Origin of the sequence: Thioalkalivibrio sp. ALJ4, from assembly GCF_000377225.1 — a bacterium.
GTDB lineage: Bacteria > Pseudomonadota > Gammaproteobacteria > Ectothiorhodospirales > Ectothiorhodospiraceae > Thioalkalivibrio.
In genome coordinates, this window is the sequence record NZ_KB897918.1 from 265,318 (window position 1) to 282,211 (window position 16,894).

A 16,894-nucleotide genomic window follows, 5' to 3' on the forward strand; every position below is an offset into this window, starting at 1 on the left:
GGGAAAACCGACGCGTGTTGCCGGGGACAAGATCCGGCAACACGCCTGCAAAGATCATTTGATAGAAGAGGAATCGACATGAATCATCGCAACTTCCATCGTGGCGTGCTGGGCGCCACCCTGGCCGGAGTCTTCGCCTTCGGTGTGCCGGCCATCCAGGCCGCCGAGGCCGAATTCAACATCGGCGTGTTCACCGACTACATCGACGACGGTGCCTCCAAGTCCGACAACGACCCGGTGGTGCAGGGCGGCTTCGAGCTGGGCTTCCCCACCGGTGTGTTCACCGGTGTGCAGGCCTCCAGCCTGGGCAGTGGCCGTGGCACCGAGATCGTCCCGTTCGTCGGCTACGGCTTCGACGCTGGCCCGATCGGCATCGAATTCGGCTACGAGTACTCCCATTACTCCAGCCTGGATGACGAAGACGAGGGTGAGCTGTTCCTGGGTGCGGACTGGGGGCCGCTGTTCGCCGAGGTGGCGTATGTCGCGCACGCCGACGATCGCGATGCCGAGGGCAGCCGCGTCTGGTTCGTCGGGGCCGGGCACGAGGTGGCCCCGCGTACCGAGCTCTTCGGCGGGCTCGGCTATGACGATCCGGCCGATGACAACGGCGCGAAGTTCTGGGAACTGGGCGCGGCGCACGCGACCGACTTCGGCACCTTCTCGCTCACCTACGCCTCGCGCGACGAGAGCGGTGCCCAGGACCTCTTCGTGGCCGGCTACACTCTGAGCTTCTGACGCGTCCGCTCCGGACACTGACCAGCGGGCCGTCTTCCGGGACTCCGAGCCGGGAGGCGGCCCGTTTTCTTTTGCAGGATCCGAGTCCGGAAAGGAGCGTTGTGACTGCCAGGGCGGGCCCGTAGCTGCGGTTCAGATTGCGCAGCGTTCCCTGCTGCCCGAACGGCTGGCAGATAACCAGCCGCCTGGCAGCGGTGAGCAGACCCGTTTCCCAAAACCGAAGCTCCGGGACAGGGCCCCGGAGCCTGCAAGTACACAAACTGAGCGCGAACCGCTGCACAGGTGCCGCGATGGAAATGATCAATCTCGTAGCAGGCGTCCTGCTGATCCTGTTCGGCCTGCGCTTCCTGCGCAAGGGCTTCGCGCGGGCGATGGGCGGTGACCTGATCGACTGGCTGCAGGGCTTTACCCGCACTCGCCCCCGCGCATGGGTCGGTGGTGTCGCGGGCGGGGTCGTGATGCCCTCGTCGACGGCCGCGGCCCTGCTCTCGGTGCAGATGACCCGCCGCGGGAATGTCGCCTGGGAAAACGTGCTCGCGGTTCTGCTGGGGGCGCAACTGGGCACGACGGCGCTGATCCAGGTGTTGTCCTTCGACCTGCAGGCATTCGCGGGCCTGTTCGTCGCCCTGGGCGCGGCGTTGTTCCTGTACGTCGAGGCCCCACGGCCGCGGGGCATCGGGCAGGCGCTGCTGGCGTTCGGTTTCATGCTGCTGGGGATGGGGCTGCTGGGCGAGGCCGCTCGCTCGCTGGGCAATGATCCCGCCGTGGTCAATCTCTTCGCCGCGCTGGGGCAGCTCCCCCTGCTGTTTCTGATCGGCGCTGCGCTGCTGACGCTGCTGATGCAGAGCGCCACGGCGTCGATTGCGCTCGCGCTTGCGCTGGTCGCAAGCGGGCAGGTGGACCTGACGATGCTTCTGCTGTGGGTACTGGGCGCGAACATCGGTCTGGTGCTGACGGTGTTGGTTGCCGGCTGGGGCGATCGCCAGGGGCGCCGGCTCGGTCTGGCCAATTTTCTGGTCAAGGGGCCGCTGGTGGTCGCGCTCACCGCCGTGTTGCTGACCGTTCCGCTGGCATCGCTGGAGTCGCTGCCCGGGACCCTCCCGCAGCAGGCGGCCTGGGGCCATACCCTGTTCAATCTGGCTGCCTGCGCGGCGATCCTGTTCGCGCCTCTGCTCGGGCGCTGGGTCCGTGTCCTGGTTCCCAAGCCCGCCGCCGAGCCCTCCGCGGCGACCAGTCTCGACCCGCTGCTCCTGCAGAATCCAGCCCTGGCTCTCAATGCCGTGCTGCGCGAGACACTGAAGGTGTTCGATCAGCTGCACCTGATCCGCGAGCGGGCGATGCTCGCGCTGTCCGAGGGTGCGCTTCCGCCCGGGCTCAAGACGGAGATGGATCATCGGCGCTGGCAGATCCTGGAGGTTCGCGACGAGCTGGTGGAGTTCCTGGACGGCATCCCCGACGACGCGCTGGATGAGGACGACCAGGTCCTGAAGGAGACTCTGGACGACTTCATGCGCGAACTGCCGGTCATCGTGCGCACGCTGGGTCCGAACCTCTACGAGGATGTCGAGCGCCTCGTGCGGACACATCCCAACGCGCTGGACGCCGCGCGCCCGGTGTTGGCCGAGGCCGCGACGCGGCTCTCGCAGCAGATGAACACCGTGGCGCGGATGCTGATGCGCGAGCGCCCCGAGTTGGGGCGCAAGATCCTGGAACGCAAGCAGGAGAACAGTAGCTGGCTGATCCAGGCGAAGCGCACGCAGATCGGTCTGCCGTACCCGGCCTGGGAGATCCTGGATGACTTCCAGCAGCTCAATCGCCGTCTGAGCGGCGTGGCATATGTCTACTGCCGTAACGAACCGGAGGTCGAGGCGCTGGACACGTAAGCATGCTTGTTACCGAGCTGATGCGATTCAGGCGCTTAGGCACTGGCCAAACAGAAAGGAGAATCCGGATGACGCCGAACAGCTTGCCTCCAATTCAGGCCCCTGCGGTGCCCGAGTTTCGCTCTTTTACGGATGCCGACCAGGCGGTCGCCTGCCTGGAAGAGCTCTACGCGACCGCAACACGATTTCTTGTCGAAGCGTTTGATGGTGTTTCCAGAGGTGAGCTGCCGGCGGCCCGTTTCAGGGCTTGCTATCCGGAAATCCGTTTTTCCACCTCGCGCTTCGATCCGATCGATTCGCGCCTGAGCTTCGGCCACGTAACGGAGCCGGGAACGTATACGACAACGGTGACCCGCCCGGACCTGTTCCGGGATTACCTGCATCAGCAGATCACGTTGCTGATGCAGAACCATGGTGTCCCGGTCAGTATCGGCCCATCCACCACGCCGATACCCCTGCAATTTGCCATGGCCGGCAGGGGTGAGGTGAAGCCGCTGGAGCATGATGGGCAGGAACGCTCGCTGCGCGATTATTTCGATGTGCCGGATCTGGCCACCATGAATGACGAGGCCGCCAATGGTGACGCCGTGGCACGCGAGGATGGCTCACTGCCGCTGGCCCTGTTCAGTGCGCAGCGGGTGGATTATTCGCTGGCGCGGATTGCGCATTACACGGGCACTGCGCCCGAGCATTTCCAGAACCACGTCCTGTTCACCAATTACCAGTTCTACATGGACGAGTTCGAGGGTTTCGCCCGCGCACAGCTGCGCGATCCCGACAGCGGCTACACCGCGCTCGTGGCACCGGGGGATGTCGTGATCACCGACCCTGACGCGCCGATCCCCGCACGGCCCCGCTTGCCGCAGATGCCGGCCTTCCACCTGCAGCGTCCGGGCGGGGCGGGGGTGACGCTGGTCAATATCGGTGTGGGGCCATCGAATGCGAAAACTGCCACCGACCATATCGCCGTGCTGCGCCCGCGTGCCTGGCTGATGGTGGGTCATTGCGCCGGGCTGCGAAGCTCTCAGGCGCTGGGGGATTTCGTTCTCGCCCATGCCTACCTGCGCGAAGACCACGTGCTCGATGCCGATCTGCCCGTATGGGTGCCGATTCCGGCTTTGGCCGAGATTCAGATCGCGCTTCAGGATGCCGTGGCGGAGATCACGCAGCTCGAGGGCTACGACCTGAAGCAGATCATGCGCACCGGCACGGTAGCCACCATCGACAATCGGAACTGGGAGTTGCGGGAGCAGTCCGGGCCGGTGCAGCGCCTCAGCCAGTCACGGGCGATCGCCCTGGATATGGAAAGCGCAACCATCGCGGCCAATGGGTTCCGCTTTCGCGTCCCCTACGGGACGCTGCTGTGCGTATCCGACAAGCCGCTTCACGGTGAACTGAAACTGCCAGGCATGGCGTCGAGCTTCTACCGAACACAGGTGTCGCGCCACCTGCAGATCGGGATTCGCGCAATGGAGTTGCTGCGCGACATGCCCATCGAGGAGATTCACAGCCGCAAGCTGCGCTCCTTCAACGAAACGGCATTCCTCTAGGCGCCCGTCGTCGATGTTGGAGGGGCGAATGGAGGAGGGGGGTGGCTGGCAAAAACAAACGCAAAGGGGTTTCGTGTGCCAGGGGCTGTCGATATAATGTTGGCCGTCTCCAGCACGCGCTGGGGGCATATCCGAGGCAGCAGAGGTCATTGCTTGAATGGACAGTGACAGTAGTCGACCAAAACATGTGAAGGCCGGTTGCGGTCTGAAACGGTTTTGTCGCCTGTCGCGCCTGGACACGCCGAGGCACCGGGTCATCTAAGCCCACCTTGACTGTCCCTTGCGCGCCGCGACATCACTGACGGCACGCAAGGGGTATCGTCGCAGCTACCGTCCGGCCCCGGAACACGACCGGACCGTGACAAGGACGATCGCTTGCGCGAAGCAATGCCCGACCGGGTACCTGCGCCGACCGTTTCTTTCCCGCTACCGCTCTTCGCATCCTGTTCCGCACCTGTGGTGCGGCCATGTTGCTGCGCGCCGTTTTCGGCGTCGGCCCGATGGCGAGGAGAAACGAGATGAACCCGATCTACGCAGAGAACCTGAACAACACCCACTTTCCCGGGACCGAGACTGCCACGGTGGGCCCGATCCTCTGGCAGGACGAGCGTCCGGACGCGGCGCTGGAGGTCGTACACCGCGCGCTGCGCGGTGGCGAGCCCGGCACGGCCCGGCTGCGCCTGATGCAGCTCACCGAAAATGCCCAGGCCGACGTGGTACGGCGGCTGTCCGCGGAGGACACCGCCTCGCTCGCCCGGGGGCTGAGCAACTATGCCCTGGCGAGGATCTGCGAGCGCCTGCCGGATGCCGACGTCCACGAGATTCTCGAGTCGCTACCCGCGTTCAAGCGCCGGGGCGTGGAAATGATCCTGGTGCATCGGCGTAATCGTTGAACGGCGTCTCGGTGTGGCGAAGGGCGCGGGGTGCGGCGGTGGGCCTCCCGGGGGGGCAGCCCCGGGTTGGTCGTAACCGGGAACGAGGGCGGAAGCCGCGCTGGGTCAGGCGGTCTGGCCGTAGCGGCGTTCGATGTAGGCCTCGACGCGGGCCTGGAATTCCTCGGCGATGCGTTCGCCCTTGAGCGTCACGGTCTTCTCGCCGTCCTCGTAGACCGGGGCCACGGGTTGCTCGCCGGTGCCGGGGAGGGAGATGCCGATGTTGGCGTGCTTGCTCTCGCCGGGGCCGTTGACCACGCAGCCCATTACCGCGACGGTCATCTCCTCCACGCCCGGGTACTGTTGCTTCCAGTTGGGCATCTGCTGGCGGATGTAGGACTGGATGTCCTGTGCCAGGTGCTGGAAGTACTCGCTGGAGGTGCGACCGCAGCCGGGGCAGGCGACCACCGACGGCAGGAAGCTGCGCAGCCCCATGCTCTGCAGGATCTCCTGGGCGACCAGGACCTCCTGGGTGCGGTCGCCGCCGGGCTCCGGGGTCAGCGAAATACGGATGGTGTCGCCGATGCCCTGCTGCAGCAGCACGGCCAGCGCGGCGGTGGAGGCGACGATGCCCTTCGCGCCCATGCCGGCCTCTGTCAGGCCGAGGTGCAGCGGGTAGTCGCAGCGCGTGGCCAGGTCCTGGTAGACGCTGATCAGCGGCTGCACGCCGCTGACCTTGGCCGAGAGGATGATGCGGTCGTGGGCCAGGCCGATGCGCTCGGCCTCGGCCGCACTCTCCAGTGCCGAGGCGATCAGCACCTCCTGCATCACCGCCTCGGGCGCGGCCGGCTCGGCGCGCTGGCTGTTCTCGTCCATCATCCGTGCGAGCAGGGCCTGGTCCAGACTGCCCCAGTTCACGCCGATCCGCACCGGCTTGTCATAGCGGATCGCGGTCTCGATCATCGCGGCGTACTGGGCGTCGCGCTTCGAGCCGCGGCCGACATTCCCGGGATTGATGCGCAGCTTGGCCAGCGCCTCGGCGCACTCCGGGTACTTGGTCAGCAGCTTGTGCCCGTTGAAGTGGAAGTCCCCGACCAGCGGCACCTCCAGCCCCATGGCCTCCAGCCGCTCGCGGATCTCCGGCACCGCCTTCGCCGCGTCCTCGGAGTTCACCGTAATGCGCACGACCTCGGAGCCGGCGCGCGCCAGTTCCGCCACCTGCACGGCGGTGCGCAGCGCATCGGCGGTATCGGTGTTGGTCATCGACTGCACCATCACCGGGGAATCGCCACCGACGGTGACAGGGCCGATGCGAACGGGGACGGTCTTGCGGCGGGCGGGGGTCGTGTTCATGTTGAGCTACGTAAGGGCGGGAAAACGGTGCGCGGAGTGTAACGCAGGCCCCGCTCGCTGCCGAGACGCCGCAGGTGCGCAGGGGTTGCCGGGGCTGCAACGGGTGCCGCGGTTCACGGATTCAGGGCCGCCTTCCACGGCTGAAAGGTCCGGTCGATTGCCTCGCGGCTGGCCGAGTGGCGTGCCTCGACATGCTCGGCGATGGCTTGCTGCCAGGTCAGGCGGGTCTCGGTGTGCAGGGCGTCCAGGGCCTCGTGCAGGGCGGCCTCGAGGTCCTCGCGGTGGCGCGCCTCGTCGATCCGCAGCAGCACCCAGTCGGTCCCGACCCAGGCCGCGCCGGCGGCCGCGATCCCGCAGCCGAGCGAGACCGGACCGCTCCAGGCGCAGACCCCCGCGCCCAGGGCCCCCGCGCGCCCGGCCCGGGTCAATGCCGCACCGCCACCGCGCGCCACCTGGGCCGCCAGCCGGGCCTGGACCGCACGGGCGATCAGCGGGGTGGCCAGTCCCGTTCCGGCGGCGGCAGTGGCCGCCAGGCCCGCGCGCTGTTCCAGCCGGGCGAGATCCGCGTCCATCGCGCTGGCCAGTTGCTGGGCCCGCTCGATGCGCGCGTGCTGTTCGATCGGCGACTGCAGGGCCGCCGGCGTGGCGGGTACGCGGGCGTCGGCCATCTCGCGCGTCAGGGCGATGCGCCAGGCATCCCGGACCTTGCGCTGATCCTCGTCCAGGCCCCATTGCGCCCGTTCGGCAAGCGCCTGCAGAGGACCGTCCCAGAGGTCTTCCGGCAAGAGTCGGTCGCGCAGGGCCCGTGTGGCCGCGTCGTCTTCGGCCGTGCCCAGCCACTGGGCGCCGCGGAGCAACAGGCGCTGATACTCCGCACCCAGCGAGAAGTACCAGTCCGCGACCTCGGGCACGCGGTCATGCAGGGTCTGGAAGTGCTGGTCCAGTTCGTGATCGATCCGGGTCTGCCACTGGCCTCGGACCTGCTCGTCACCGGCCTCCAGCCACTCCAGCGAGAAGCGCTCCAGGCGGCTCAGCCGGTCGCGGTCGAGCCGATAGCGCTCGCCCTCGAACTCCAGTTCGACATGCGCCTGGTCATCCCACTGGCGCGGTTCGTGGCGATCGACCTGGGCCAGGAACGCGGCCGCCGCAAGGGCGGTCAGCGCGAACCAGGCCAGGGTCCGCAGGAGTCTACGGTTGCGCGGGGTCATCGCCGGGATCACGGGGCGGGAGCAGTCCGTTGGCCAGCAGCAGGAAGCCGGCGGCCAAAAATGCCTGTTCGATCAATAGCAGCGACCAGGCCACCAGCACCGGCAGGGGCTGGGCGCCGGGCGGCAGCCACTGCTGGCCAAGCCACAGGCGCAGCCCGTCCTGGGCCGCGGCCAGTTGCAGCCCGATCTCCAGCACGGCGCTTCGGGCCCCTTCGTGCTCCACCATGAACCAGATCACCTGTTCCAGCGAGGCGCCGGAAAGGTCCGGATACCAGCCACGCAGGGCCAGCACCAGCAACGCCAGTGTCAGCCCGCCGCCGGTGATCCACAAGGCGCCGCGCCGGGCCAGCTCCGGGGCCAGCCGCGGGTGCGCATGACCGGCGATCAGCCGGGCAAAGGCGGCCTCCAGCACGACCAGTGCCAGCGCGCCCGCGACCAGGACCGCCCACACCGCCGGGGTCTGGATGCGGGCCAAGGCCAGGACCAGCAGCCCGCCCAACAGAGCCCCCACGACCAGGTGGCGCAATGCCATCAGCGGGCCCCCGCGCAGGCGTTCGCTCCACGGGCTGCCCGCATCCAGATAGCCGCGCAGGAACGCCGCCCGGCGCAACCGGTGGCGGCGAAAGCCGCCGTAGCCGATCAGCAGGGTCGCCCCGATCCACAGGGCCAGGATCACCGCTTCGGGCGCCACGCGCAGGTTCAGGTGGAGCAGCCACAGCCCCATCAGCAGGAGCACCAGCGTGAACAGCTGGCGGGCGGCATTGGCCGGCGCCCGGGTGGGCACCGCGGCGGCGGGGGCAGTGGCGGACATGCGTGACTCCGCAAGGGATGTCTCCCGATGGTAGCAAGCGCGGGCGTCGCGCGATGCAGGAAGAAGCCGTTCTGGTGCGGTTCAGGTGGTCAGGGTATAACCGGGGCATGCCACGCATCGCCGTCATTATTCTCCTTTGTCTGCTCGCCGCGCCGGTAGCGGCGGAGGACTGGCAACTGCATGCCGTGTTCGGCAATCAGGTCGTGCTGTCGGTCGACGGCGAGCGCGCGCTGGTCGGCGAGGGCGAGACCGGGCCGGGCGGGGTGCGGGTACTGCGCATCTCCGGCAGTGGCGCGGTGGTCGAGCGCGCCGGCGAGCGTCGCGAACTTCAGGTGGAAAGACGCCCCCGCGGCGCCGGTGCGCCCCAGGTCGACCGGCGTGGCGCCGGGGTCAGCGTACATCGGGATTCGGCGGGCGAGCACGCGGTTACCGGCGGGGTCAACGGTCAGGCGGTGACCTTCGTGATTGATCCCGAGGCCGAGTGGGTGCTGCTGCGCGAACGCGATGCCCGGCGCGCGGGTCTCGATCCGGATCGCGGGGAGTCGGTCCGTGTCGGACGCGCCCGCGGAAGGGTAGAGGGGCGTTCGCTGCGCGTTGACCGCTTGCAACTGGGGCATCTGGCCCGCGATGACGTCCCGGTGATCGTCCTGGCCGACGAGGACCTGCCGCGCTCGCGTCTGGGTCAGGCGTTCCTGGATGCCTTCGAGGTCGAGTTCGATGGCGGGGCTTACACCATCCGGCCGTAAGCTCAAAAACTGCCGGGTGGATTCGCGTTAGGATGCGGCAAACCATGCCTCCGGTCCCCTATGCCGCTGATCCGGCGTCACCCCGTCGATGCCCCCGCCCCGCGCCGCGAGATCTTCGGCTGGGCGATGTTCGACTTCGCCAACCAGGCCTACACGCTGCTGATCATCACGGTGATCTTCGGCGATCTGTTCACCCGCATCATCGTCGGTGACGGGCCGGACTACCGGCTGGGCAATCTGCTGTGGAGCCTGGCCCTGGCGATCAGCTACGGGATGGTGGTGATCGCTGCCCCGTTCGCCGGTGCGATCATGGATGCCACGGCCTCGCGCAAGCGCTTCCTGATGGCCTCCTGGATGCTGACCGTGATCGCCACGGCGATGCTCTACTTCGTCGAGCCGGGGCTGGTGGTCTTCGGCATGGCGCTGATCATCGCCTCCAACTTTGGCTACGCGATTGGAGAGTCCTTTATCGCCAGCTTCCTGCCCAGTCTCGGGCCGCCGGAGAAGCTTGGCTGGATCTCCGGGCTCGGCTGGGGCATGGGCTATGTCGGCGGGCTGATTGCCACCGCCTTTGCCCTGGGTCTGCTGGGTGACGTCAGCGAGGAGAACTTCGAGCGCATCCGCTGGGTGGGACCTTTCGCCGCGGCCTTCTTCCTGGTCTCTGCGATCCCGACCTTCCTGTTCCTGAAAGAGCGTGGTACGCGTCGGCGCATGCGCCGACGGCTGCAACTGGGGCTTGGCTGGCGCCGCGTGCGCGAGGCGCTGGTGACCCTGGGGCAGCGCCGCGAGCTGCGCGCGCTGTATGTGTCCATCTTCTTCATGATGGCCGGGATTTACATCATCATCTCCTTCACCTTCATCTACGGCTCGCAGGTGATCCAGTGGGAGGAGTCGGTGCGCATCGCGATGTTCGTGATCACCCAGGTCACGGCGATCATTGGGGCGATCGGGTTTGGCTTCCTGATGGACCGCGTCGGACCGGTGCGTATCTACCGCATCACCCTCGCGCTGTGGGCGCTGGCGGTGCTGGCGATCTTCGGCACTTCGGCCATTGCGCAGTGGCTGAGCGCGTTGCTGGGCCAGCCGGTCGAGGCGCAGATGGTGTTTCTCGGGGTCGGGATCATTGCCGGGCTGTGTCTTGGGGCTGCACAGTCGGCCGGGCGCGCTCTGGTGGGCATGATGGTGCCGGTACGCGAGGCGGGGCGCTGGTTTGGCTTCTGGGCGCTGTCGGCGCGGGCGGCCGCGATCTTTGGCCTGGTCGGGATTGGCCTGTTGCAGGCCTGGCTGGGGCTGGCCAATGCGATCCTGTTCTGTCTGTTCTTGTTCGTGGCCGCGCTGCTGGCCTCGATTCCGTTGCATCTCGCCCGGCGCAACCGCGAGCCCGATACGGCCTGACTCGAAGGGCAGTCGCGCTGCCCTAATCGTGGTCACGGGCCGGGATGCGCGGGTCCTCCACCTCGTTTTCGTCCAGCATTTCGGTGTCCAGCATGAAGCCGATTGCGGCGTCGCTGATGCCGTTGATCACGAATTGCACGGCCAGTACCGCCAGGATCAGGCCGAAGACCTTGGTCAGGATGTCCTTCCCGGTGTCGCCCAGGTACTGGACGATGTAGCGCGAATAGATCATCGCGTAGTAGCAGGCCACCATGCAGGCCAGTACGCCGAGGAACACGAGCCCCGTGTGATAGACCGTCGGGGCCTCGCTGGTCAGGATCATCACCGTGGCGATCGCACCCGGACCGCTCATGAACGGGATCGCCAGCGGGATCACCGAGATATCCTCGGTCACGTGCCCCTTGTCGGCCTTCACCTCTTCGGCGGTCTCCTTTTCGGTCGCTCCCTTCTGCCGAATCATGCCGATCGCGATGCCGAACAGGATGATGCCGCCGGCGATGCGAAACGCGGCCAGGGTGATTCCGAACAACTGGAAGATCACCCCGCCCAGCAGGGCGAAGGCGAACAGCAGGGAGGTGGCTACCTTCACCGAACGCAGCGCGATCGCGCGCCGTTTCTCCTCAGAGGCGCGTGGCAGCATCGCCGTGAAGATGAACGCTGTGGTCAGCGGGTTCACGATCACGAACACCGCCAGGAAGGTGACGACGAGGTATTCCAGCAGTACGAGCATGACTGGATCTTAGGCCGGAAGCCGGAAGGTTGCGAGATAAGCTTGCGCAGGCGGCCTGATCACACCGATCGCCACGGCACTGCGCGCCTCGCGATGACGGTGCCCTTTTGGTGTCATTGCGAGGAGCCAAGCGACGAAGCAATCGCCTGACGCTTGCGGTGCCCCCTTCGCGTCATTGCGAGGAGCAGCGCGACGAAGCAATCTCCATGGGAAGCCCCGACGCCGGACCGTCGCGTGCGTGGGCAGGGACGGGGCCCGGTCGTTATACTCTGCGCGCATGAAGAAACGCCTGCACCCTGAATCCTTCCCGACCCTCGAGCACTTTGTCGGCAACACGCCGCTGGTGCGCCTGCAGCGCATGGCGGCGGATCTGCCGTCCACCGTGCTGGTGAAGCTCGAGGGCAACAATCCCGCCGGTTCGGTCAAGGACCGGCCCGCGCTGAACATGATCCAGGCGGCCGAGCGCCGCGGCGACATCCAGCCCGGCGATACCCTGATCGAGGCGACCAGCGGCAATACCGGCATCGCGCTGGCGATGGTCGCGGCGATGAAGGGCTATCGCATGATCCTGGTGATGCCGGACAACATGTCCGCCGAGCGGCGCGCCTCGATGAAGGCCTTTGGCGCCGAGCTGGTGCTGGTCTCGCGCGAGGAGAGCATGGAGGGCGCGCGCGACCTGGCCGACCGCATGGAGGCCGAGGGCAAGGGCCGGGTACTGAACCAGTTCGGCAACCCGGACAACCCCGATGCCCACTACATCGGCACCGGGCCGGAGATCTGGCGCGACACCGAGGGCACGGTGACCCACTTCGTGTCGGCGATGGGGACCACCGGCACCATCATGGGCGTGTCGCGCTATCTGAAGGAGCGCGACCCCAGCGTGCAGATCGTCGGCGTGCAGCCCACTGAGGGATCGTCGATCCCCGGCATCCGGCGCTGGCCGGAGGCGTACCTGCCGACCATCTTCGAGGCCTCGCGGGTCGACCAGACGGTGGATGTGACCCAGGAGGAGGCCGAGGACACCATGCGCCGGCTGGCCGCCGAGGAGGGCATCTTCGCGGGTGTCTCCTCCGGCGGTTCCGTGGCCGCGGCCCTGAAGCTTGCAGCCGCGACCGAGGGCGGCACCTTCGTCGCGATCATCTGTGACCGCGGCGACCGCTACATCTCCACCGGCGTGTTCCCCGTATGAGCGCCCCGATCCTGATCTTCGATCTCGAGACCGTCCCCGACATCGACGGCGCCCGGCGCCTGCACGACTTCGAGGGCCTGAGCGATCACGAGGTGGCCGAGGCGCTGTTCGCCCTGCGCCGCGCGCAGGCCGGCACGGAGTTCCTGAAGCACCCGCTGCACCGCATCGTCTCCATCGGCGTGCTCTACCAGGGGGGCGACGCGCTGAAGCTCTCCGCGTTCGGGCGCGAGGGCGAGGACGGCCAGACGCCGACCGAGGCCGAGCTGCTGCGCCAGTTCTTCGATGTAATCGACAAGCGCACGCCGCAGCTGGTCAGCTGGAACGGCGGCGGCTTCGACCTGCCGGTGCTGCACTACCGCGCGCTGGTCAACGGTGTGCAGGCCCCGCGCTACTGGGAGCAGGGCGACGACGACCGCGAGTTTCGCTACAACAACTACCTGTCGCGCTTCCACTGGCGCCATGTGGACCTGATGGACGTGCTGGCCGGCTTCCAGGGCCGCGCGGTCACCAGCCTCGACATGATGGCGAGCCTGCTCGGCTTTCCCGGCAAGCTGGGCATGGACGGCTCCCAGGTCTGGCCGGCCTGGCGCGACGGCCGCGCCCGCGAGATCCACGACTACGTGGAGCACGACGTGCTGAACACCTATCTGGTCTGGCTGCGCTTCGAGTACATGCGCGGCAATCTGACCGACGCGGCCCTGGCCAGCCGGCAGCAGCAGCTGGCCGAGTACCTGGAGGCCAGCGGCGCGGCCCACCACCGCGAATTCCTCGACGCCTGGCAGCCGGCCGGACGCGCGGACTGATGGCACGCATCGACAAGACCCCGTTCGAGGCCACCATCGAGGAGGTCACGCTGGATGGCCAGGGCGTGATCCGCCGCGATGGCAAGGCCTGCTTCATCCACGGGGCGCTGAAGGGCGAGCGGGTGATGGCCCAGCAGACCGGGCGCAAGCGCCGCTTCGACAGCGCCGAGGTGGTAGAGGTGCTGGAGCCGGCCCCGGGCCGGGTCGAGCCGCCCTGCGAGTTTTTCGGCCTGTGCGGCGGCTGCAAGCTGCAGCATGCCTCGATCGAGACCCAGCGTGCGATCAAGGAGCAGGCCCTGTTCGATGCCCTGGAGCGTATCGGCCACGTGACCCCCGAGGCCCGTTTCGAGCCGCTGACCGACACCACCCTCGGCTACCGCCGCACCGCGCGGCTGGGGGCGAAGTACGTGCCGAAGAAGGGCGGGGTGCTGGTCGGCTTTCGCGAGCGCGGCAGTCCGTATCTGGCCGAGATGACCCACTGCGAGGTGCTGCACCCGGCCGTGGGGCAGCGCATCCGGGCCCTGCGCGAGCTGATTGGCGGCCTCGAGGCGCGCGATCGCCTGCCGCAGATCGAGGTGGCGGTGGATGACGACGAGCGCGTGGCGCTGATCTTTCGCAACCTGGATCCACTGTCGGAGGCGGACAGCGCGCGCCTGTCCGCCTGGGCGGAGGCCGAGGGCATTCAGGTGTATCTGCAGCCCGGCGGCCCGGACACGGTGGAACCGCTGGCCGGGCCGATCGAGCCGCTGGTCTATCGCCACCCGGATTACGACGTGTCGGTCCCGTTCATGCCGACGGACTTCATCCAGGTGCATGCCGGGATCAACCGCAAGATGGTCCCGCAGGCGCTGGCCGCGCTGGACCTGCATCCGGGCCAGCGGGTGCTGGATCTGTTCTGCGGGCTGGGCAACTTCACCCTGCCGCTGGCGCGCAGCGTGTTGGATGGCGAGGTGGCTGGCGAAGTAGTTGGCGTCGAGGTGGACGACGCGATGCTGGCACGGGCGCGCGCCAATGCCCGCGACCAGGGCATCGCCAACACCCGCTACGAACGCGCCGACCTGGACGACGTGGAGGCCCTGAAGAACGCCGCATGGCTGCACGAGCGCGCCGACCGCGTGCTGCTGGACCCGCCGCGCACCGGCGCGGCTGCGGCGATCGAGGCGCTGGCGCCGCAGGGCATCGAGCGCATGGTCTATGTTTCCTGCAACCCGGCCACGCTCGCCCGTGACGCCGAGCGCCTGGTGCATCATCATGGCTATCGCCTGGAGCGGGCCGGAATCATGGATATGTTCCCGCATACCGCCCATGTGGAATCCATGGCCGTGTTCCGGCGCGACTGACGCGCCGGCCCGACGAGCCAAGAGGGAGAGACTGAATGCTGGAGATCGTACAGGCGGGCGGCTGGCTGATGCTGCCGATCCTGCTGTGTTCCGTACTCGCGGTGGCCATCGTGCTGGAGCGGCTGTGGACGCTGCGCCGCTCGCGCGTGGTCCCGCCGCGCCTGCTGACCTCGGTGTGGGAGCAGATGCGCACGCAGGGCCTCAAGCTCGACGACATCCAGCGCCTGCGCGCGGGTTCGCCGCTGGGCGCGATCCTGGCCGCCGGTCTTGCCACCCATGACCGTGCGCGCCAGATCACCCAGGAGAGCATCGAGGAGGCCGGCCGTCGGGTGGCCCACGAACTCGAGCGCTACATGAATACGCTGGGCACCATCGCGATGATCACCCCGCTGCTGGGCCTGCTCGGCACCGTGGTCGGGATGATCGAGGTCTTCACCGTGATCACCGAGATCGGCGTGGGCAGCCCGCGTGATCTGGCCGGGGGCATCTCCCAGGCCCTGATCACCACCGCCGCCGGCATCGGCGTGGCGATCCCGGCACTGGCCTTCCATCGCTACTTCCGGGGCCGCATTGACGAGCTGGTGCTGGAGATGGAGCAGGAGGCGACCAAGCTGGTCGAGGTGATCCACGGCGAGCGGGACGCAACCGCCGCCACGCCGGAAGGCGGAGTCACCGCGTGAACTTTCGCAGGCCGCACCATGACGAGCCGGGCGTCAATCTGACGCCGCTGATCGATGTGGTGTTTCTGCTGCTGATCTTCTTCATGGTCTCGACCACCTTCGATCAGCACGCGGACATCGAACTGACCCTGCCCTCGGCCGACCGCGAGGCCGAAGTGGTCGAGCGGGCCTGGCTGGATATCGTGGTGGATGCCGACGGCAACTACTTCGTGGATGGCCAGGAGCTGGTCAACCGCCGCGCCGAGACCCTGGAACGCGTGCTGTCCGAGGCGCGCGAGGGGCGCGAGGATGATCCCGTGCTGATCCGCGCCGACGCCAATACCTCGCATCAGTCGGTGGTGCGCGCGCTCGATGTGGTCGGGCGCCTGGGCATTACCTCGGTCTCGATCGCGACCCTGGGTGAACGCGACGACGATGACTGAGGGGCCACGCGAAGATGCCGCCTTCGGGGCTGCGCATGGGAGATGAGGCGGCGGGCTACGGTGATCGCCCGCTGCCGGTCTGGCGTGCCGTCTGGCGCGATTATCGCCAGGGCAACGGAGCGCGGGCGCGGGCGCGCCGCGGTTTTCTGAGCCCGCCCGCCGAGCGCGGGCGTCTGGTCTGGATCAAGGCTGGTGGCACCGCCGAGGATGTACGTCTGGGCATCGAGCTGCTGGGTGCGGTGCGCGACAAGCGTCAGGACGTGCGCATCGTGCTGACCTTCGAGCAGGACTACCCCGAGCTGTTCGAGCGCCACATGCAGCCATTCAAGAAGGTCGGCGTGGGCTATGGGCCCAGCGATCGCCCGCGCGTGGTGCGCCGTGTCCTGGATCGCTTCCAGCCCCACGGCATCCTCCTGGCCGGGGGCGGTGCCCCGCGCAGCCTGCTGGCACAGGCCCAATGCCCGGTGGTTGCGGTCAATACCCGTACCCCCACGTGGAAACCTGTGCGGCCAGTGGACCAGTGTTGGCCCCTGAACACATCCACGAGCTGGGCGGACGGTGCGGCGGCCGATGTCCTGCCGGTCGCCGACCCCCAGGCGCGTTTTGTCGAGGCCCAGGCGGACGTGGTCCTGCGCGCCCTGGTCGGCGGGGAGGTGCAGCGGCTTTGGTGGTGGCATGGACGTGACGACCAGTGGTCGGCATGGCGCGCGGCCTGGGAGGCATCCGGCATGGGGGCGACCGATATCCTGCTGGCCAGCCGCCGGGGTGGGGCGGCGGCGACCGCGCGCGATCTCCCGGGTGCCGGGCTGCGGGTCTCGGATTGGGATCGCTCGGCTCTGGCGCCGGGGACCATCTTGCATCTGGATGACCGGCGCTGGTTTGCGGCAGCGGCCAGCGCCGCGCATGCGATACACCTGGCCGCCCCCGACCGTCAGGCCCTCTGGCAGGGACTGGCGGGGGGTGCGGCCGTGAGTCTGGGAGAGGAACCGGCCGCCGAGGTTCCATGCCCGGTGCTGGAGGATGTCTCCGCCGTGCTGGAGGCCTGGGCGCGACTGTGGGACGACCCCGCCGCCCGGCGCCAGCAGGGCGACGCGGCCCGGCGGCGCTTCTGGGAGGAGCGCCGGCAGGTGGACGCCAACTTCGATGCCGTGCTGCGGCGGGTCTGGGACTGGTAGCT

The 16,894-nt window shown here is 68.0% G+C and carries 16 protein-coding genes; 12 read left to right on the top strand and 4 right to left on the bottom strand.

Annotation, left to right across the window (positions count from 1 at the left end; all coding sequences use genetic code 11):
- Window positions 1-78: 78 nt before the first annotated feature.
- From C936_RS0107450 to C936_RS0107465, 4 genes are all read left to right on the top strand, one after another.
- On the top strand, window positions 79-735 hold the full coding sequence (locus C936_RS0107450; RefSeq protein WP_018174658.1) for a TorF family putative porin: 657 nt from the start codon (window positions 79-81) through the stop codon (window positions 733-735).
- Window positions 736-1,025: 290 nt separating this feature from the next.
- Entirely contained in the window at window positions 1,026-2,618 is a 1,593-nt protein-coding gene (locus tag C936_RS0107455; RefSeq protein WP_018862884.1) for a Na/Pi cotransporter family protein, read from the top strand.
- Between the two features lie 68 nt (window positions 2,619-2,686).
- Window positions 2,687-4,168 (top strand): AMP nucleosidase, encoded by a 1,482-nt coding sequence (locus C936_RS0107460; protein WP_018174660.1) that lies wholly within the window; start codon window positions 2,687-2,689, stop codon window positions 4,166-4,168.
- A gap of 518 nt (window positions 4,169-4,686) precedes the next feature.
- Window positions 4,687-5,061 carry a magnesium transporter MgtE N-terminal domain-containing protein gene (locus C936_RS0107465; protein WP_018174661.1) on the top strand — a complete coding sequence of 125 codons (375 nt, stop codon included), beginning with the start codon at window positions 4,687-4,689 and terminating at the stop codon, window positions 5,059-5,061.
- Between the two features lie 105 nt (window positions 5,062-5,166).
- Here the strand turns inward: C936_RS0107465 and ispG are convergent, their stop codons facing one another.
- From ispG to C936_RS0107480, 3 genes are all read right to left on the bottom strand, one after another.
- Window positions 5,167-6,393: a flavodoxin-dependent (E)-4-hydroxy-3-methylbut-2-enyl-diphosphate synthase gene (gene ispG, locus C936_RS0107470; protein ID WP_018174662.1), complete on the bottom strand. Its 1,227-nt coding sequence runs from the start codon at window positions 6,391-6,393 to the stop codon at window positions 5,167-5,169.
- Window positions 6,394-6,506: 113 nt separating this feature from the next.
- On the bottom strand, window positions 6,507-7,601 hold the full coding sequence (locus tag C936_RS0107475; RefSeq protein ID WP_038038663.1) for a hypothetical protein: 1,095 nt from the start codon (window positions 7,599-7,601) through the stop codon (window positions 6,507-6,509).
- Entirely contained in the window at window positions 7,582-8,412 is an 831-nt protein-coding gene (locus C936_RS0107480) for a hypothetical protein (protein ID WP_018174664.1), read from the bottom strand. Before C936_RS0107480 ends, C936_RS0107475 begins: the two co-directional genes overlap by 20 nt.
- A 107-nt stretch (window positions 8,413-8,519) precedes the next feature.
- Here C936_RS0107480 and C936_RS0107485 point away from each other — a divergent pair, with 107 nt between their 5' ends.
- Both C936_RS0107485 and C936_RS0107490 read left to right on the top strand, forming a co-directional pair.
- Complete coding sequence (locus C936_RS0107485; protein WP_018138772.1) at window positions 8,520-9,158, top strand: TIGR02281 family clan AA aspartic protease; 639 nt, start codon at window positions 8,520-8,522, stop codon at window positions 9,156-9,158.
- Between the two features lie 60 nt (window positions 9,159-9,218).
- On the top strand, window positions 9,219-10,553 hold the full coding sequence (locus C936_RS0107490; RefSeq protein ID WP_018174665.1) for an MFS transporter: 1,335 nt from the start codon (window positions 9,219-9,221) through the stop codon (window positions 10,551-10,553).
- A gap of 22 nt (window positions 10,554-10,575) precedes the next feature.
- Here C936_RS0107490 and C936_RS0107495 read toward each other — a convergent pair whose 3' ends face one another.
- A complete protein-coding gene (locus C936_RS0107495) occupies window positions 10,576-11,283 on the bottom strand; it encodes a MarC family protein (RefSeq protein ID WP_018138770.1) in 708 nt (235 codons plus the stop codon).
- A gap of 277 nt (window positions 11,284-11,560) precedes the next feature.
- On the opposite strand from C936_RS0107495, the gene cysM reads away from it, so the two are divergent.
- From cysM to C936_RS0107525, 6 genes are read left to right on the top strand one after another with little or no spacing between them, the layout of a single operon-like run.
- A complete protein-coding gene (gene cysM / locus C936_RS0107500) occupies window positions 11,561-12,472 on the top strand; it encodes a cysteine synthase CysM (protein WP_018174666.1) in 912 nt (303 codons plus the stop codon).
- A complete protein-coding gene (locus C936_RS0107505; RefSeq protein WP_018174667.1) occupies window positions 12,469-13,275 on the top strand; it encodes a 3'-5' exonuclease in 807 nt (268 codons plus the stop codon). Before cysM ends, C936_RS0107505 begins: the two co-directional genes overlap by 4 nt.
- Window positions 13,275-14,615, top strand: a complete 1,341-nt coding sequence (gene rlmD, locus C936_RS0107510; protein ID WP_018174668.1) for a 23S rRNA (uracil(1939)-C(5))-methyltransferase RlmD — start codon at window positions 13,275-13,277, stop codon at window positions 14,613-14,615. Before C936_RS0107505 ends, rlmD begins: the two co-directional genes overlap by 1 nt.
- Window positions 14,616-14,650: 35 nt before the next feature.
- Window positions 14,651-15,295: a MotA/TolQ/ExbB proton channel family protein gene (locus C936_RS0107515; RefSeq protein ID WP_018138766.1), complete on the top strand. Its 645-nt coding sequence runs from the start codon at window positions 14,651-14,653 to the stop codon at window positions 15,293-15,295.
- Window positions 15,292-15,717, top strand: coding sequence for a biopolymer transporter ExbD (locus C936_RS0107520; RefSeq protein WP_018138765.1), 426 nt, complete (start codon window positions 15,292-15,294; stop codon window positions 15,715-15,717). The genes C936_RS0107515 and C936_RS0107520 overlap by 4 nt, the downstream gene beginning before the upstream one ends.
- A 35-nt stretch (window positions 15,718-15,752) precedes the next feature.
- Complete coding sequence (locus tag C936_RS0107525; protein ID WP_018174669.1) at window positions 15,753-16,892, top strand: glycosyltransferase N-terminal domain-containing protein; 1,140 nt, start codon at window positions 15,753-15,755, stop codon at window positions 16,890-16,892.
- Window positions 16,893-16,894: the final 2 nt, after the last annotated feature.

Excerpts from the sequence above, each read along its gene's own strand:
- C936_RS0107450 (WP_018174658.1), top strand. The coding sequence starts at position 79 with ATGAATCATCGCAACTTCCATCGTGGCGTGCTGGGCGCCACCCTGGCC.
- C936_RS0107455 (WP_018862884.1), top strand. The coding sequence starts at position 1,026 with ATGGAAATGATCAATCTCGTAGCAGGCGTCCTGCTGATCCTGTTCGGC.
- C936_RS0107460 (WP_018174660.1), top strand. The coding sequence starts at position 2,687 with ATGACGCCGAACAGCTTGCCTCCAATTCAGGCCCCTGCGGTGCCCGAG.
- C936_RS0107465 (WP_018174661.1), top strand. The coding sequence starts at position 4,687 with ATGAACCCGATCTACGCAGAGAACCTGAACAACACCCACTTTCCCGGG.
- ispG (WP_018174662.1), bottom strand. The coding sequence starts at position 6,393 with ATGAACACGACCCCCGCCCGCCGCAAGACCGTCCCCGTTCGCATCGGC.
- C936_RS0107475 (WP_038038663.1), bottom strand. The coding sequence starts at position 7,601 with ATGACCCCGCGCAACCGTAGACTCCTGCGGACCCTGGCCTGGTTCGCG.
- C936_RS0107480 (WP_018174664.1), bottom strand. The coding sequence starts at position 8,412 with ATGTCCGCCACTGCCCCCGCCGCCGCGGTGCCCACCCGGGCGCCGGCC.
- C936_RS0107485 (WP_018138772.1), top strand. The coding sequence starts at position 8,520 with ATGCCACGCATCGCCGTCATTATTCTCCTTTGTCTGCTCGCCGCGCCG.
- C936_RS0107490 (WP_018174665.1), top strand. The coding sequence starts at position 9,219 with ATGCCGCTGATCCGGCGTCACCCCGTCGATGCCCCCGCCCCGCGCCGC.
- C936_RS0107495 (WP_018138770.1), bottom strand. The coding sequence starts at position 11,283 with ATGCTCGTACTGCTGGAATACCTCGTCGTCACCTTCCTGGCGGTGTTC.
- cysM (WP_018174666.1), top strand. The coding sequence starts at position 11,561 with ATGAAGAAACGCCTGCACCCTGAATCCTTCCCGACCCTCGAGCACTTT.
- C936_RS0107505 (WP_018174667.1), top strand. The coding sequence starts at position 12,469 with ATGAGCGCCCCGATCCTGATCTTCGATCTCGAGACCGTCCCCGACATC.
- rlmD (WP_018174668.1), top strand. The coding sequence starts at position 13,275 with ATGGCACGCATCGACAAGACCCCGTTCGAGGCCACCATCGAGGAGGTC.
- C936_RS0107515 (WP_018138766.1), top strand. The coding sequence starts at position 14,651 with ATGCTGGAGATCGTACAGGCGGGCGGCTGGCTGATGCTGCCGATCCTG.
- C936_RS0107525 (WP_018174669.1), top strand. The coding sequence starts at position 15,753 with ATGGGAGATGAGGCGGCGGGCTACGGTGATCGCCCGCTGCCGGTCTGG.